The organism is Bordetella pseudohinzii (assembly GCF_000657795.2).
GTDB classification, from domain to species: domain Bacteria; phylum Pseudomonadota; class Gammaproteobacteria; order Burkholderiales; family Burkholderiaceae_B; genus Bordetella; species Bordetella pseudohinzii.
The window spans coordinates 53,973-70,175 of record NZ_JHEP02000012.1 but is presented as its reverse complement, the minus strand read 5'-3'; the positions used below and the strand labels follow the sequence as shown (position 1 = coordinate 70,175).

Here is a 16,203-nt window from a genome sequence, read left to right as displayed (position 1 = left end):
AGCTGTTCTCAGCATTGCGTTATGAACCGGCGCGGATCGCAAACCTAGAATCTGGCCCATTGCAGGCATGACCTCATGATCAAGGATGACGATGAAGGCTTACGATTCACACACCCTGTTCGGCCCCTTGCCGCGACAGGCGGAATTCATGGAGGCGGCCGCCGGCATCCTCGCCCAGGTGTCCCCCTTGGCGCGGCTGCGCGCCTTGCGCGGCACCAGCCCGGGTTGGCAGCCGGAGGTCTGGCGCCAGCTGGCCGAGGCGGGCTGGACGAGCGCGGCGGCGCCCGAGGCCTCGGGCGGCCTGGGCCTGGACATCGAGGTGTTGGGCGCCATCGCCACGGCCGTGGGCGAGTCGCCCCTGCCCGAGCCCTATCTGGGCGCGGGGGTGCTGCCCTCGCTCATCCTGCCCGCCTTCGACGCCCATCCGCTGGCGGCCGATCTGTGGCAGGGGGTCATCAGCGGCCAGGCCGTGCTGGGGCTGGCCTGGCAGGAGAACCCGGGCGAGCTGCTGCCGACCTCGGTGTCGACCTCCGTGGCGCGCGAGGGCGATCGCATCCACCTCATGGGCGTCAAGCGCTGGGTGGCGCCCGTGGGCGCCACGGGCTGGCTGGTGCATGCCCGGCTGGGCGAGATGCCCACGCTGGTGTGGCTGCGCCCCGATGATCCCGGCGTGCGGGTGGAGCAGGAGCTGCGCGTCGACGGCAGCATGCTGTGTTCACTGCATCTGGACACCGTCCTGCCGGAGTCGCGCATGATCGCCGAAGGCGCCGAGGTGGACACGGTGTGCCAGGCCGCGCTGGAGACGGCGCGTCTTTTGCAGTGCAGCGAGCTCTACGGCATCGCCCGCCGCGTCTACACCCTGACGCTGGACTACCTGAAGACGCGCGTGCAGTTCGGCCGTCCCATCGGCGCCAATCAGGCCCTGCAGCACCGCATGGTCGATGCCTATATCAGCGTGCAGGTCTGCGGCGCGCTGCTGGCCGACAGCTATCGCCGCGCGCAGGCCGGTCCGCGCGAGCTCGCCCGCCAGGCGGCGCTGGCCAAGGCGCGCATCGCCGAGCGCGTGATCGCGCTGTGCCGCGAAGCCGTGCAGTTGCATGGCGCCATTGGCTATACGGATGAATACGATATCGGCCTCTATCTGAAGCGAGCCTTGCACACGGCGAGCTGGCTGGGCAGTCCGCGCACCTTGCTGGCGCGCCATGTCGCGCTGCGGCCGGCGCGCGATGCCGTCCCGGACGGCCCGGGCGCCGAGGGCGACGATTACAACGCCATGAGCGACGAGGCTTTCCGCCAGCGGGTGCGCGGTTTCTTGCGCCAGCACTATCCGCAGGCCCTGCGCCACGTGCCGCGCCGCCTGAGGCTGGCCGAGGCGCGCGAGTGGTATCTCACCTTGTCGCGGCATGGCTGGCTGGCGCCGGCCTGGCCGCGCGAGCATGGCGGGATGGCGCTGTCGCCGGCCAAGCTGCTGATCTTTTTCGAGGAGATGGAGGGCTGGGGCGCGGCCCGCCTGCCCGACCAGGGCATCATCAACCTGGGGCCGGTGCTCATTCAGCATGGCACGGCCGAACAGAAGGCCTATTATCTGCCGCGCATCCTCTCCGGTCAGGATATCTGGTGCCAGGGGTACTCGGAGCCCAATGCCGGTTCGGACCTCGCCTCGTTGCGCACCGAGGCGCGGCGCGAGGGCGAGCATTTCATCGTCAATGGTCAAAAAATATGGACCACGCTGGCGCATGACGCGAGCCACATATTCGCCCTGGTGCGCACGGACAACAGCGGCAAGCCGCAGGCCGGCATCAGTTTTCTGCTGATCGACCTGGCCACGCCGGGCGTGACCATTCGCCCCATTACCAACATCATCGGCGAGCAGGAGTTCTGCGAGGTCTTCTTCGAGAACGTCAGGGTGCCGGCCGCCAATCTGGTGGGCGGCCTGAACCAGGGCTGGGCCATCGCCAAGGACCTGCTGGGTTATGAGCGCGTGTTCGCGGGCAGCCCGCAGCAATCGCGCCTGGCCCTGCATTACCTGGAGCAGCTGGCCCGGAGCCAGTCCTTGTTCGAGCTGCCCGAGTTCTGTCAGGTCTATGCCGGGCTGCTGGGCCAGGTGGCCGAGCTCGAAGCCCTGTACGGCGCTTTCGCCGATATCGTGCGGCGCGGCGATCTGCTGCCCGCCTCGGTGTCCGGCCTGAAGATATTGGCCACCGAGACCTATGTGGGCATTGCCCGCGAGATCGTGCGCTGGGCGGACGAGGCGGGCGGGAGCTGGAGCCGCCTGTCCACGGACGACGGCACCGGGCTTATCCCTTGCGCGCCCTTTCTTCAGTCCTTGGTGACCACCATCTACGGTGGCTCCAACGAGATCCAGCGCAACATCGTCGCCAAGGCCGTGCTCGGCTTGTGACCGTGGGGGCCCGGCTTCAGGCCACGCGGCGCAGCCGGGCGCGCGCCGCGCCGGCGCCCGTGTGGCGGAACAGATCCTTGGGATCTTCGGCGTCGGGCACCAGTTGCACGGTCTTGCCGATATCGTGCTCGCGCGATTGCTGCAGCACATAGCGCAGCACTGAATAGTCTTCCAGCGCGAAACCCACCGAGTCGAAGACGGTGATTTCCCCGGCGTCGCGGCGGCCTGTGATCTGGCCGGCCAGCACGCGCCAGAGGTCGGCCACGGGGAAGTCGGCCGGCAGCTGCTGGATGTCGCCTTCGATGCGCGTCTGCGGCTCGTATTCGACAAAGACCGAGGCCGCGCGCAGCACGTCGGCATGCAGTTCGGTCTTGCCAGGGCAATCGCCGCCCACGCCGTTCAGGTGCATGCCGGGCTCCAGCATGTCGGGCGTGATGATGGTGGCGTAGGCCTTGTCGGCGGTGACCGTGGTCACGATGTCGGCGCCGCGCACCGCTTCGGCCGTCGAGGCCGCGCGCACGATCTTCAGCGCCGGGAAGGCGGATAGATTGCGGATGAGCTTCTCGGTGGCTTGCGGGTCGATGTCGTAGACGCGCAGTTCTTCGATGCCCAGATGGCAATGGAAGGCCAGGGCCTGGAACTCGCTTTGCGCGCCATTGCCGATCAGGGCCATGCTGCGGGCATCCGGGCGGGCCAGCGCCCGCGCCGCCATGAGCGAGGTCGCGCAGGTGCGCAGCGCGGTGGCCAGCGTCAGCTCGGACAGCAGCACCGGATAACCGGTTTCCACCTCCGCCAGCACGCCAAAGGCCATGACGGTGTACAGGCCGCGCGCGGTGTTGCCCGGGTGGCCGTTGACATACTTGAAAGCGTAATCGCGGGCGTCCGAGACCGGCATCAATTCGATGACGCCGATGTCGCTGTGGCTGGCCACGCGCGCGCATTTGTCGAAATCCGGCCAGCGGATGAAATCGGCCTCGATCGTGTCGGCCAGCTCGCCGATAAAGCGCGGCAAACCAATCTTCTGGATCAGCTGGGACATGGCGGGGACGTCGATGAAACGGGTCATAAGCAAGCTCCTGGGGCCGCGGGGCGGCGACACGGATATTGTCCCCGGGGCTGGCGACCAATTTGAATCCGACAAACTGCGCAGTTCCTTGCGGGAATTGATCAACTTGTCATTGAACATTGCCAAAATGCCGTTTTGTCTGTGCAAAAAGATAGTTATCTTGCTCCAGGTGTCAGATGAAGCAAGTGTTGTCGTCGCCAAGCGTTGTCGCCACCGGCCGCCTGGCCCCTTCGGAATCTCCCCGGCTGGCCCTATGGCCGAACCCGTCCGACGCGCAAAATAGCAGGCCTGATTTCGAGGACGCTCATGTATATCCCTGCCCATTTCAAGATCGAAGATCCAGCCGCCCTGCATGAGCTGATGCGGGCGTTTCCGCTGGGGATGCTGGTGACCCACGGCGGTTCGGGGCTGGACGTCAATCACATTCCTTTCGAGCTGGACGAGGGCGCCGGCGCGCTGGGCGTGCTCAATGCGCATGTGGCGCGCGCCAATCCGGTCTGGCAGGACGTGGCCGATGGCGACGAGGCGCTGGTGGTGTTCCGCGCCGAGCAGGCCTATATCTCCCCCAGCTGGTATCCCAGCAAGCACGAAGCCCACAAGCAAGTGCCTACCTGGAATTACCGCGTGGTCCACGCGCGCGGCCGTATCGTCATCCGGGACGACGAGCGCTATGTGCGCGGCGTGGTGGCGCGCCTGACGCGCCGCCACGAGGCCGGCGAGCCCCAGCCCTGGAAGATGAGCGACAGCGCGCCGGAGTACATCGACGGCATGTTGCGCGCCATTGTCGGCATCCAGGTCGAGATCACCGCGCTGGAAGGCAAGTTCAAACTAGGCCAGAACAAGGAGGCGCGCGATATCGCCGGCGCTGGCCAGGCCTTGGTCGAGCGCGGCGAGCAGGCCCTGGGCCAGATCATGCTGGCCTGTGCGCGCGAGAAATCCGCCGGCTGATGCAGCCGGGGCGGGGCCAGGCCCTGACCGCGCGACGTGCCGCGCGATGCGGCGTTGATCCGCGTGGCCAATGTGGACCGTCAACTGAGGGTTGCGCGCGGGGCGTCAATAACCGCGCTGGCGGTCGTAGAGCAGGTCCAGCGTCTCGCCGCGTTCCCAGCGGTGGATGATTTCCACCGTCTTGCGGGCGCGATCGCGGCGCGAGGGTGTGGACCCATAGTGCGGCGTGACGAGGATGCCAGGATGGCTCCACAGCGGCGAGGCGTCGGGCAAGGGCTCGATGTCAAAGACATCCAGCAGCGCGCCCTTGAGCTGGCCGCTGTCCAGCGCCGCCAGCAGGTCGCTCTCGACCAGATGGCTGCCGCGTCCGGCGTTGATCAGGCTGGCGCCGCGCGGCAGGCGCGAGAAGGTCTCGGCGTTGAGGATGCCTCGCGTGGCGGGCGTGGCCGGCAGCAGGCAGACGAGGATGTCGCTGCGCGCCAGAAAGGCATCGCGCTCGCGCGGGCCCGCGTAGCACGTCACGCCGGGCAGGTCGGCCCGCGTGCGCGACCAGCCTGCCACCTCGAAACCGGTTTGCGCCAGGCGTATGGCGGTGTGCGCGCCCATCTGCCCCAGGCCCATGACGCCGACGCGGACTTCATTGACCAGCGGCGGGTTCTCGCGCGCGCGCCAGCGCCGCGCCGCCTGGTCCAGGGCCATGCCGCGGGCGTCGCGCATCAGCATGAGCGCCCCGGTGAGCACATAGTCGCCCATCACGGCGGCGGTGCTCTCGGTGATCATGCGCGCGATGGGAACCGAGGCGGGCAACAAGGGGTCGGCCAGGATGTTGTCCACGCCCGCGCCGGCGCTCACGATGAGCTTCAGGTCCGGCAGGGCGGCCAGCCGGCCGGGGCCGGGGGCCCAGACCAGGGCATAGCCGATGCCGGCGGGATCGCCGCGCGCCGCGTCCCAGCCGACCACTTCGATGGCGGGGTCGAATTCCTGGAAATACCCGCGCCACTGCTCAAGGGCCGCCGCGCCGCCCGATTCGACGGTGATGCGCATGGTCAGACCGTGTAGTTCAGGGCCAGGCGACCGCCGTCGACATACAGCGTTTCGCCGGTGATATAGCTGGCGGCGTCGCTCAGCAGATAGGCCACGGCGTCGGCGACTTCCGCGGGTTCGCCCAGGCGGCGCATGGGCGTGCGGCTCATGAGGCGCGCGCGCGCGGCCTCGTCGGCCATCACGGCGTTCTTGGCCAGTTCGGTGGCGATGGTGCCAGGGCCCACGGCATTGACGCGGATGCCATCATCGATCAGGGCCAGGGCCATGGCCCGCGTGAGCTGGGCGATGCCGCCCTTGCTGACGTTGTAGCTGGCGATGGACGGAATGGCGAGCACGGCGTTGACCGAACTCATGTGCACGATGGTGCCGCCACCCTGCGCCTTCATGGCGCGAGCCACCGCCTGGCCGACCAGGAAGGCGCCCTTGAGATTGATGTCGATGACCTGGTCCCAATCGGCTTCGCTGATCTCCAGGAAGGGCGCCGGTTTGACGATGCCGGCATTGTTCACGAGTTGGTCCACGCGCCCGAAGCGCGACAGCGTGGCGGCCAGCGCGGCATCGACCTCGGCCTTGCGGGAGACATTGCAGGCCACGAATTGCCCGCGCTCGCCCAGCGCGGCGGCCAGCGCCTGGCCGCGCTCATGGTCGACGTCCCAGATGCTGACCGAGGCGCCGTCCTGGGCCAGCCGGCGCACGCAGGCCTCGCCGATACCCTGCGCGCCGCCGGTGACGATGGCGGTCTTGCCCTGGAAGTTGAACTGCGTGTCCTTCATGTTTGGATCCCTGCGAAATGAGGCCGGGCGCGGCGCGCCCGGCCGGGGTTGGTTCAGCGCTCCACCGTCCGGTTCCAGCGGGCATTGAAGGCGGGGCGCGTGGCGTTGATCACGTCCCAGTCGAGGATTTTGGCATTGGCCATATAGCCTTGGAACTGGGTGAGCGTGGCCTCGTTCTGCGCGTTGGCCTGGACTTTGCGGTTGGACGGGAAGTGGCCGCCATGCTCCAGCGCCGCGGCCTGGGCCTCGGGCGTGAGCAGGTAGCGGGCCAGTTTCTGGGACAGCTCGGGCTCGCTGTTGTTGGCGATGACGCATTCGCCCACCATCAAAATGACCGATCCCTCCTTGGGCTGGGCGTACTCCACCGGGATGTCGCGTTTTTTCAGGCGGGCGATCGCCGTGGGCGTAAGCGGGAAGATCGCCGCCTCGTTGTTCTGGATCATCTCGGCGAGCTTGGCCGAGTTGGGGATGTATTCCAGCACATTGGGGCCGATGGTGCTGGCCCATTTCTTGAAGCCGGGCTCGGTGTTCTTGTCGTCGCCGCCCTCGATGCGGTTGTACATCAGGAAGGCGTGTAGCCCGAAGGTGCTGCCGGCGGCCGACTGGAACACCACCTTGCCCTTGTACTTCGGGTCGGCCAGGTCCATCCAGGAGGTGGGCGGCGCCCAGCCCTTTTCCTTGAAGATCCGCGTGTTGTAGCCCAGGCCGGTCATGCCGATATCGATGCCGGCGGCCATGCGGTCCTTCATGACAGCGCTGGGATAAAGATCCTTGAAGACCGGATCATCGCTCATCTGCTGGCACAGGCCCATGGTGATCGCGCGCGCCATGATGCCGTCGTCCAGGAACATCACATGCATCTGCGGCTTGTCCTTGAAGGCCTGCGCCTTGGCCAGGATATCGGTGGAAGTGCCGGGCACGACCACGATCTTCACATTGTTGGCCTTTTCGAAGGCCGGGAAGACATTCTGCGTGAAGGCGCGCTCCATGTCGCCGCCGTTCATGCCCACGTACAGGGTTTTCTCCTGGGCCTGGGCGCTCGCGGCCGACGCCGCCAGCACCAGCGCGCCGGCTATCCATTTCCCCAGTTTGGCGCGAGCGCCGTGCTTATGCTTGTTCATGTTCACTCCAGCGTGTGCTCACGGGAAGACTGAGACTCGGCAGCGTGAGCGGCGGCCGTGTATCGCTCGATGCGGAATGCATCGATGGGCAGGGACGAGGCGCCGTCCGCCACCAATTGGGATAAGACCTCGCCGACGGCGGGCCCGATCTGGAAGCCGGCGCCGGACAGGCCAAAGGCGTGAAACAGGCCAGGCAGCTTGCTGCTTGGGCCAAGCACCGGGTTGTGGTCGGGCATGCTGCCTTCCACGCCCGTCCAGAAACGGATGACCTGCGCGCCGCGCAGCGGCGGCAGCAAGGCGGCGGCGCGCGCCAGCAGGGCGGGGACTTCCTTGCGCGAGGGACGCGCGAAGCCGTCGGATTGCAGCGCGCCCCGCCCGCCGCCAATCACGCAGTTGCCGCGCGCGACCTGGCGCGCGTAGATGCCGCCGCCCTGCATGCCCAGGCTGACATCCATGAAGGCCGGCAGGGGCTCGGTCACCATCATGAGCGGATGGATGGCCGTCTCGGGCACGGGTTCGCCGAACGCCGCGGCGATGTCCGCGCCCCAGGCGCCGGCGCAGTTCAGCAGGAAGCGGGCGCGGATCTCCTCGCCCGAGGCGGTGCGCACCACGAAGCGCCGGTCTTCGGCGACCGCCTGGACCACGCGCTGTTGCTCGCGCACGTCCGCGCCCGCGCGCGCGGCGGCCTGGGCGAAGGCCGGAGAGACCAGGCGCGGGTTGGCGTGTCCATCCTCGGGGCAGAATGAGCCGCCGGCCAGCCCAGGGTCCAGCCAGGCGAAACGCCGGCGCAGCGCATCGGCCGGGAGGATATGCAGATCCATGCCCCAGCCTTCGGTGCGCTCGCGATAGGCGCGGAGTTCATCCAGGTCCTGCTCGGTGCGCGCCAGCTTGAGATGGCCGCTGCGCACATACTCGCCATCGGTGCCGATCAGGCCAGGCAATTGCCCCCACAGCTCATGGGCGCGCGCGGTCAGGGGCATTTGCGCCAGCGGGCGGCCCTGGCGGCGCACGCCGCCGTAGTTCACGCCGCTGGCGCGCGCGCCGCAGGCGCCCATGTCCAGCAAGATCACGGGCAGGCCGCGGCGGCGCAGGAACAGGGCCGCGCTGGCCCCGACGATGCCGCCGCCGATGATGAGGACTTCGGTTTCGATACTCATTGTCCGGCTTCCCGCGCGATGGCCAGATGCACAGGGATGGGTTTGACCGGCGGTTGGTTGCGCAGGCGGCCCACCGCCTGCGGCGCCACGCCCAGGGCCTGCGACATGACCTCGGCCGCGCCGGCCGCGCACATGCGCCCCTGGCAGCGGCCCATGCCCACGCGGGTGAGCGCCTTGGCGCGATTCAGTTCCTTCGCCAGGCCGTCGCGGGCCACGGCGCGCAGGGCGCCGGCGCTGATTTCCTCGCAGCGGCACAGCATGACGTCATCGGCGATCGGCCAATCGGCGGGAAAGGGAAAGGCGCGCTCCAGCGCGTCGCGCACGCGGCCGATGCGGGCGAGCCGGCGTTCCAGCCAGTCGGCGCGCGCGGGATCGTGCGGCAGCCCGGCGTCGGCCAGCAGGGCCAGCGCGGCGCGCTCGCCGGCCAATTCGGCCGCATCGGCGCCGGCGATGCCCGCGCCGTCGCCTGCCGCATAGACACCCGGCACCGAACAGCGTCCGGCGGCATCACGGCGCGGCAGCCAATTGCGGTCGCGGGCGTTGAATTCGAATTCGCAGCCGGCCAGGCCGGCCAGCTGGGTTTCGGCGCGCAGGGTCAGGCCATAGCCCAGCGCATCGCATTCGATGTGCTGTTCACGGCCCCGGCCGTCGCGGTAGCGCAGTCCGGCCACGCGCTTGCTGCCCAGCACCGCCAGCGGACGCACGCCCGTGCGCACCGGCACGCCATGCAGCCGCAGCCAGGCCATATAGCCCATGCCGCGCGCCAGCAGGCCGGGCGCGGCCAGCATGCCGGGCAGCGCGGCCAGCCGGCCGCCCGGCCGCGCGGTATCCAGCACGGCCGCGACCCGGGCGCCGGCGCGGGCGTACTGATACGCCACCAGGTATAGCAGCGGGCCCGTGCCCAGGAACACGCAGCGGCCGCCGATGGCGCAGCCCTGGTATTTGAGCGCGACCTGCGAGCCGCCCAGGGTGTAGACCCCCGGGGTCAGCCAGCCGGGAAAGGGCAGCACCCGATCGGTGGCGCCGGTGGCCAGGATGAGATGGCTGTAGCCGATACTCTGCGAGACGCCATCGCGCATCAGGTCGAGAACGCCATCCTCGCAGTTCCAGACCAGGGTCTCGGGGTGGTAGTCGACCTTGTCGCGCAGCGCCTCCATCGCGCGATGGATGGCGTCGGCCTTGCGATGCTCGGAGCCGTAGAGCTCGGCCTTGGCGCGCGTGAAACCCTCGGGGGGCTGGCGATAGATCTGCCCGCCGGCGCGTGGCGCTTCGTCGATCACCACCGGCCGCAGGCCCGCGGCGGCCAGCGTCTGCGCGGCGCGTACGCCGGCCGGACCGGCGCCCACGATGGCGGGATGAGGCATCATGCCGCCGCTCCCGGACCCGCCGCGCGGGGATGGGTCAGCACCCGCATGCCGGCCTGCACCAGGGTCGAGCAGGCGCGCACGCGCCGGCCGTCCTCCAGCTGCATCCAGCAATCCTGGCAGGCGCCCATCATGCAGAAGCCGGCGCGCGGGGCGCCGCTGAATTCCGAGAGCCGCAGTTGTTCGCCGCGGGTGAGCACGGCCGTGAGCAGGGTATCGCCTTGCAAGGCGACGGCCGGTTGGCCGTCCAGCGTGAAGGCCAGCGTGGGACGATGGGTCTCGGCCACGCGATTCAGTAAAGGCACGATGATCTCCGCCTGGTTATTTTTGCCCGACCAGCACACGGTCCAGTCCATAGACCCGGTCCAGCAGCAGCATGGTGAGCGCGGTCAGCGCGATCACCAGGGCCGAGACCGCCGCCATCATGGGATCGACCGATTCCGTGGCATACATGTACATGCGCACCGGCAGCGTCACGGTGCTGGGCGCGGTGATGAAGACCGACATGGTCAACTCATCGAAACTGTTGATGAAGGCCAGCAGCCAGCCGCCGGAGACCCCCGGCAGGATCATGGGCAGGGTGATCCTCAGGAAGACCGTGGCGCGGCCGGCGCCCAGCGATTGCGCGGCATGCTCGACCGAACGGTCAAAGCCCACCAGCGCGCCGATCACCAGGCGCATCACATAAGGGGTGATCACCACCACATGCGCCAGCGCCAGCCATCCGAAGCTGCCGGTGGTGCCCATGAGCGCAAAGAAGCGCAGCAGGGCCACGCCCAGCACCAGGTGGGGGATCATGAGCGGAGAGAGAAACAGGCCATTGAGCGCATCGCGGCCGGGGAAGCGGTAGCGCGTGATGGCGATGGCGGCGGGGATGGCCAGCAGGGTCGCGATGCTGGCCGAACAGAAGGCTAGCCAGAGGCTGTTGCGCAAGGCCTGCATGAAGTCCGCATGCGCGAAAACCGCCCGGAACCAGCGCAGCGAGAACGCCGTCGTGGGGATAGACAGGGTCGAGGCCGGCGTGAAGGCCACCAGGCATACGATCACCAGCGGCGCCAGCACAAAGGCCACCACCAGGAGATTGAAGGCCAGGGCGAAAGGACCGTTCTTCTGCATGGCGCGTCAGCCCAGGCTGCGGCGGTAGGATCGCTCCACCACCCGGTTGTAGCTCATCATGATGATGACGTTGGCCACCAGCAGCAGCATGGCGATGGCCGCGCCCAAGGGCCAGTTCAGTTCCGTCAGGAATTCGTCGTAGACGATGGTGGCCACCATCTTCAGGCGACGCCCGCCCAGCAGCGCCGGGATGGCGAAGGAGCTGGCCGACAGGCCGAAGACGATGAGGCTGCCCGAGAGCACGCCCGGCATGGCCTGCGGCAGCACCACCCGCCACAGCGTCTGCGCGCGCGAGGCGTTTAAGGAATAGGCGGCCTGTTCCACGGTGGGATCCAGTTTTTGCAGCGAGGTCCACACCGGGATGACCATGAAGGGCAGCATCACGTGCACCAGGCCGATGATGATGGCCGTGGGCGTGTAGAGCAGCGGGCCCAGGCCCAGGGCGGCGGCGGTCTTGCCCAGCGGGCCGCTGGGACCCAGCAGCAGGCTCCAGCCAAAGGCGCGCACCACCAGGGAAATCAGCAGCGGCGAGAGCACCGCCAGCAGGAAGATGGAACGCCAGGGCTTGCTCATGCGCGACAGGATGTAGGCTTCGGGCGCGCCGATCAGCACGCAGATCAGCGTGGTGAGCGCGGCGATCCAGAAAGTGCGCCAGAAGATCTCCAGGAAATAGCCGTCCGTCAGTACCTGTAGATATTGGTCCAGCGTATAGCCGGGCTGGATGCCGGTGTTGTAGTCGAACTGCGCGAAGGACAGCAGCAGCGTCAGCGCCAGCGGCGTGAGCACCAGCGTCAGGAACAGCAGCGTCAAGGGCAGCGAGCCCAGCAGGGCGGGCAGGCCGTCGCTACGGGGCTTGGCGGTCAGGGTGCTCATCGCCGCTCCCCGGCGGCCAATAGCCGCGGCGTGCCATCGGCCCAGTCCAGGCCTACGGTCTGGCCATCGGCGTGGGGCGTCCGCCCGTCATTGGGCGTGAGCATGATCAGCTTGCCCAGCGGCGTGTCCAGTTCGTATTGCCATTGGCTGCCCAGGAAGTAGCGCGTGACCACGCGGCCGTCGAGGCGGCCCTGACCCGGGGCCACCGGCAGCAGTTTTTCCGGGCGCAGCGACAGCTGAAGGTCGTCGCCGGCGCGCAGGCCCTGGCCATCGACTTGCAGCGTCAGCGGTCCGGCCTGGATGTCGGCGCGCTCGCCGGCGCGCGCCACGCGCGCCGCCAGCATATTGGTCTTGCCCACGAAGCGCGAAATGAAATCGGTCCGCGGGTGTTCGTACATGCGGTAAGGGGCGTCGATCTGCGTCGCGCGGCCCTCCTGCATGACCACCACCCGGTCGCTGATCGACAGGGCCTCGGCCTGGTCGTGGGTGACCATGATGGTCGTGGTGCCGATCTGGCGCTGGATGCCCCGCAGCTCGAACTGCATCTCCTCGCGCAGTTGCGCGTCGAGATTGGACAAGGGTTCGTCGAGCAGCAGCACGGGCGGTCGGATCACCAGGGCGCGCGCCAGGGCCACGCGCTGGCGCTGGCCGCCGGACAGTTCGCGCGGATAGCGTTCGCCGTAATTGTCCAGCTTGACCAGGGCCAGCGCCTCGCGCGTGCGGCGCTCGCGCTCGTCGCGCGCCAGACGCCGCATGGCCAGGCCGAACGCCACATTGTCATTGACCGTCATGTGCGGAAACAGCGCATAGCTCTGAAACACGATGCCCAGGCCGCGCGTATTGGGCTTGGCGTGCGTGATGTCGCGGCCATCGAGCGTGATGCGCCCGCGCGTGACCTCGGCAAAGCCGGCGATCATCTGCAAGGTGGTGGTCTTGCCGCAGCCCGACGGGCCGAGCAGGGATAGGAACTCGCCTTGTTCCACCTCCAGGTTCATATCGGCGACGACACAGAGATCGCCGTAATTCTTGGAGACGTGCTCCAGCCGCAGGAATGCCATGTCCGCCTCGTATCCGCGTGCCGCGGCGTTGGGGGGGCGCAGGCCGCTCAGGGCTGGCCGGCGCCAATGAGAACGCAGCCCAGTCTAGGAGTCCGCCAAATCCACCGGCCATTGGTGTTTTTCCGTATAAGAGAATTTTTATTTAGAAAATTCCGTTAATTGGAATTAAAGTGATGAATGTAGATAGAACATTCCGCAAAAAAGGAAAGTCATGAAGGCTGATGACAAGGACGAGGGCGCCGGCCAGGGGGTGTTGAGCAGGGCTTTCGGCGTGCTGCGGGTGCTGGCCGAGGCCCAGGGAGAGCGCTTGCGCCTGACCGACATCGCCGCGCGCACCGGCCAGGCGCCGGCCACCGCGCATCGCGTGCTGCAGGCCCTCATCCAGGAAGACATGGTCGAGCAGCCGCCCCAAAGCAAGGCCTATCAGCTCAGCGTCGCCTTCTTTGCCCTGGCGGCCAGCGCCGGCAACCGTCATTCCACGCTGCGTGAAATCAGCCGGCCGGCCTTGCTGCGTTTATCGGGCATGCTCAATGACACGGTCTTCCTGCTGGTGCGCCATGGTTTTGACGCGGTCTGCCTGGACCGTATCGACGGCCCTTTTCCCGTGCGCTCGCACACGGGCGATATCGGCGGCAAAGTGCCGCTGGGCCTGGGTCAGGCGGGCCTGATCCTGCTGGCGCGCTTGCCCGAAGCCGAGCGCGAAGAAATCATCCGCTTCAATATTCCGCGCCTGCGGCACCTGGGCTTCATGGACGAGATCTCGGTGCGGGTGCGCCTGAACGAATGCCTGGCGCAGGATTACGCGCTGTCGACGGGGCCCGCGCTGTATCCGGGGACCATGGGCCTGGCGGTTCCCATTACCGACCGCAACGGTGCCGTGGTGGCCGCGCTCAGCGTGGCCGCGCCGTCCGAACGCATGAGCGCCGAGCGCCTGCCCATGATTGTGCAAATGCTGCGCAAGGAGGCCGGGCAGATCGGCGCGCAGGTCAATCCCTTCGATCCGGCCCTGCGCCGGCCCAACCACTTCCTGGGACAGGGCGGCGCAGCGCCGGGGATGGCCTAGCGGTGGGCGGCCAGCAGCAGATGGCTCTCGGAGTTGGAGACGCCGCTGATGCTGCGCACTTCCCTGAGCACGCGGTCAAAGGCGCTGAGGTCGGCCGCGTGCACATGAACGACCAGATCCCAGCGGCCATTGGTCGAATGCACCCGCGTGGCTTCGGGCAGGCGGCGCAGCGCCGCGATGACCCGGTCGGTCGCCGCGCCATGCACTTCGATGAGCGTGATGGCCTGCACGCCGGCCTCGTCCTCATGCTCGGCCATGCGCACGGTGTAGCCCGTGATGACGCCCTCGCGCTCCAGGCGCTGCATGCGGTTCTGGACCGTGCCGCGCGAGACTCCTAATTGCTTGGCCAGCGCGGCCGTGGGCAGGCGCGCGTCGGTGCGCAGCAGGGCGATGAGGCGGCGGTCCAGCGGATCGAGCAGCATGATGGGCCTGGCGGGCGGCTAGAGAGCCGCCATCATAGTCGACAATGGTCAAATCGCCATCTTGGATGTCATATTGATCAGTTTTATGGCATAACGAGGCAGTTTTCTATCTATCCGCTAGATTCAATTCGCTCTACCATGGCGCCTGCTTGACTTGCCCTAACCCCCTGTCCTGGCCCAAGATGGGGCCGCGCACCAAGGAGATGCCATGCAAGCCAGGGATATCAGTTTGATCGGCGTCCCGACCGATGTCGGGGCCAGCACCCGCGGCGCGTCGATGGGGCCCGAGGCCTTGCGCGTGGCCGGCCTGATCGAAAGACTGCTGGGCCGCGGCATGCGCGTGCACGATCGCGGCAACCTGGCCGGCCCGCCCAATCCCTGGCGGCGTCCCGTCAATGGCTATCGGCATCTGGACGAGGTCATCGCCTGGAACCAACAGGTGCATGACGCCGTGCACGCCGAATTGCGGGCCGGGCATTTCCCCATCATGCTGGGCGGCGATCACAGCCTGGCCATCGGTTCGATCAGCGCGGTGGCGCGCCATTGCCGCGAAACCGGCAAGCGCCTGCGCGTGCTTTGGCTCGATGCGCACTCCGACTTCAATACCCAGGTGCTCACGCCCACGGGCAACATCCATGGCATGCCCGTGGCCTGCCTGTGCGGGGCCGGCCCCGAGGCGCTGATCCGCCTGTCCGGCGCCGTGCCTGCCTTGCAGCCGGCCTGGGTGCGCCAGATCGGGATACGCAGCGTCGACGAAGGCGAGCGCGGCCTGGTCCACGAGGCCGGGCTGGATGTCTTCGATATGCGCTATCTCGACGAGGCGGGCATGCGCGCCACCATGCAGGCCGCCCTGGTCGATCTCGATGACGACACGCATCTGCATGTCAGTTTTGATGTGGATTTTCTGGATCCCGACGTCGCGCCGGGCGTGGGGACGACCGTGCCTGGCGGCCCCACCTATCGCGAAGCCCAGCTGTGCATGGAGATGATCGCCGATACCGGCCTCATGGCTTCGCTGGACATTGTTGAACTCAATCCGGCGCTGGATGTGCGCAACAAGACAGCCATCGTCGCGGCTGAATTGGTCGAAAGCCTGTTCGGCAAATCGACCTTGATCCGGCGTCAGGGATAGACGATGGAATACTGCACATAACTCACCAGCTTGCCGGCCGTGATGGCGTCGGCGCTGGTCCTGACATAGCGCGCCAGGTAGCTCAGAGTCGTGGCCTTGTTGGTGACCACGGCGCCTTGCGCGGCCTGGGTCGCGGCATCCACGCCGACCTTGATCGCCGTGCCATTGAGATTGGCCAGCTGGATCTGCACATTCTTGAAGACGTTGCCGGGCGACGACGGGATCGCCGCGACCGCGTTGACGGCGGCGTTGGTGGAATAGGCGACCAGGTTGCCGGTGGCGTAGTCGGTGGTGAGGCCAGGCTCGAAATAGGCCGTGAGCGTCTTGGTGTTGAGCGCGTCGGGGCACTCGGTGAGCTTGATCTGGAACAGCGTGGCGCCCGCCGTGTCATTGACGTTTTTGAGGGCCGAAGTGCTGATCTTGGGCAGCGTGACAAGCAGGTTGTGCGGCGGCGCGGCGCCATTGATCTTGCAGGTCTGGTCGGTGATCTCGCCGGCGATGGTGATGGTGCCGTCCACGGCATGCGCGGGAGCGGCCATCATGCCCGCCAGCATCAGGGAGGCGGTGGCGGTTTTTACGCATTCAATTGCGGATTGCGGATGGGGTATTGCAGTCATTTCGTATTGCTATCTTCTTGATGAAGAGCGCTCAGTATGACGAGGCGG

General features: G+C 67.5%; 16 protein-coding genes. 4 read left to right on the top strand and 12 right to left on the bottom strand.

Translation table 11 applies throughout. From position 1 onward, the window contains the following. Positions 1-91 precede the first annotated feature (91 nt). The gene (locus tag L540_RS15640; protein WP_043214042.1) at positions 92-2,401 is read left to right on the top strand and encodes an acyl-CoA dehydrogenase; all 2,310 of its coding nucleotides are present in this window, start codon (positions 92-94) and stop codon (positions 2,399-2,401) included. 16 nt (positions 2,402-2,417) lie between these two features. On the opposite strand, the gene L540_RS15635 is transcribed toward L540_RS15640, so the two are convergent. Continuing rightward, complete coding sequence (locus L540_RS15635) at positions 2,418-3,467, bottom strand: ornithine cyclodeaminase (RefSeq protein ID WP_043214045.1); 1,050 nt, start codon at positions 3,465-3,467, stop codon at positions 2,418-2,420. Positions 3,468-3,773: 306 nt separating this feature from the next. On the opposite strand from L540_RS15635, the gene L540_RS15630 reads away from it, so the two are divergent. After that, the gene (locus tag L540_RS15630) at positions 3,774-4,415 is read left to right on the top strand and encodes an FMN-binding negative transcriptional regulator (protein WP_043214047.1); all 642 of its coding nucleotides are present in this window, start codon (positions 3,774-3,776) and stop codon (positions 4,413-4,415) included. Positions 4,416-4,520: 105 nt separating this feature from the next. Here the strand turns inward: L540_RS15630 and L540_RS15625 are convergent, their stop codons facing one another. From L540_RS15625 to L540_RS15585, 9 genes are read right to left on the bottom strand one after another with little or no spacing between them, the layout of a single operon-like run. After that, complete coding sequence (locus L540_RS15625) at positions 4,521-5,459, bottom strand: 2-hydroxyacid dehydrogenase (protein WP_043214048.1); 939 nt, start codon at positions 5,457-5,459, stop codon at positions 4,521-4,523. Positions 5,460-5,461: 2 nt separating this feature from the next. Next, a complete protein-coding gene (locus tag L540_RS15620) occupies positions 5,462-6,232 on the bottom strand; it encodes an SDR family NAD(P)-dependent oxidoreductase (protein ID WP_043214050.1) in 771 nt (256 codons plus the stop codon). Positions 6,233-6,285: 53 nt separating this feature from the next. Beyond that, positions 6,286-7,353 carry an ABC transporter substrate-binding protein gene (locus tag L540_RS15615; protein WP_043214051.1) on the bottom strand — a complete coding sequence of 356 codons (1,068 nt, stop codon included), beginning with the start codon at positions 7,351-7,353 and terminating at the stop codon, positions 6,286-6,288. 2 nt (positions 7,354-7,355) lie between these two features. Next, complete coding sequence (locus L540_RS15610) at positions 7,356-8,510, bottom strand: NAD(P)/FAD-dependent oxidoreductase (protein ID WP_043214053.1); 1,155 nt, start codon at positions 8,508-8,510, stop codon at positions 7,356-7,358. Continuing rightward, on the bottom strand, positions 8,507-9,877 hold the full coding sequence (locus L540_RS15605; RefSeq protein ID WP_043214055.1) for an FAD/NAD(P)-dependent oxidoreductase: 1,371 nt from the start codon (positions 9,875-9,877) through the stop codon (positions 8,507-8,509). The genes L540_RS15610 and L540_RS15605 overlap by 4 nt, the downstream gene beginning before the upstream one ends. Further along, positions 9,874-10,230, bottom strand: coding sequence for a (2Fe-2S)-binding protein (locus L540_RS15600; RefSeq protein ID WP_197085661.1), 357 nt, complete (start codon positions 10,228-10,230; stop codon positions 9,874-9,876). The genes L540_RS15605 and L540_RS15600 overlap by 4 nt, the downstream gene beginning before the upstream one ends. Further along, positions 10,196-10,990 carry an ABC transporter permease gene (locus L540_RS15595; RefSeq protein ID WP_043214058.1) on the bottom strand — a complete coding sequence of 265 codons (795 nt, stop codon included), beginning with the start codon at positions 10,988-10,990 and terminating at the stop codon, positions 10,196-10,198. The genes L540_RS15600 and L540_RS15595 overlap by 35 nt, the downstream gene beginning before the upstream one ends. Positions 10,991-10,996: 6 nt before the next feature. Then, positions 10,997-11,863 (bottom strand): ABC transporter permease, encoded by an 867-nt coding sequence (locus L540_RS15590; RefSeq protein WP_043214060.1) that lies wholly within the window; start codon positions 11,861-11,863, stop codon positions 10,997-10,999. Beyond that, positions 11,860-12,921, bottom strand: a complete 1,062-nt coding sequence (locus tag L540_RS15585; protein WP_043214062.1) for an ABC transporter ATP-binding protein — start codon at positions 12,919-12,921, stop codon at positions 11,860-11,862. Before L540_RS15585 ends, L540_RS15590 begins: the two co-directional genes overlap by 4 nt. A 211-nt stretch (positions 12,922-13,132) precedes the next feature. Between L540_RS15585 and L540_RS15580 the strand changes: the two genes are divergently transcribed. Next, complete coding sequence (locus tag L540_RS15580; RefSeq protein ID WP_043214065.1) at positions 13,133-13,984, top strand: IclR family transcriptional regulator; 852 nt, start codon at positions 13,133-13,135, stop codon at positions 13,982-13,984. Here L540_RS15580 and L540_RS15575 read toward each other — a convergent pair. Continuing rightward, positions 13,981-14,406, bottom strand: a complete 426-nt coding sequence (locus L540_RS15575; RefSeq protein ID WP_082149654.1) for an Lrp/AsnC family transcriptional regulator — start codon at positions 14,404-14,406, stop codon at positions 13,981-13,983. The genes L540_RS15580 and L540_RS15575 overlap by 4 nt on opposite strands. A 208-nt stretch (positions 14,407-14,614) precedes the next feature. Between L540_RS15575 and rocF the strand changes: the two genes are divergently transcribed. Next, positions 14,615-15,538, top strand: coding sequence for an arginase (gene rocF, locus L540_RS15570; RefSeq protein WP_043214069.1), 924 nt, complete (start codon positions 14,615-14,617; stop codon positions 15,536-15,538). On the opposite strand, the gene L540_RS15565 is transcribed toward rocF, so the two are convergent. After that, the gene (locus L540_RS15565; RefSeq protein WP_131726046.1) at positions 15,529-16,155 is read right to left on the bottom strand and encodes a fimbrial protein; all 627 of its coding nucleotides are present in this window, start codon (positions 16,153-16,155) and stop codon (positions 15,529-15,531) included. The two genes, rocF and L540_RS15565, sit on opposite strands and share 10 nt — an antisense overlap. Between the last annotated feature and the right edge of the window lie 48 nt (positions 16,156-16,203).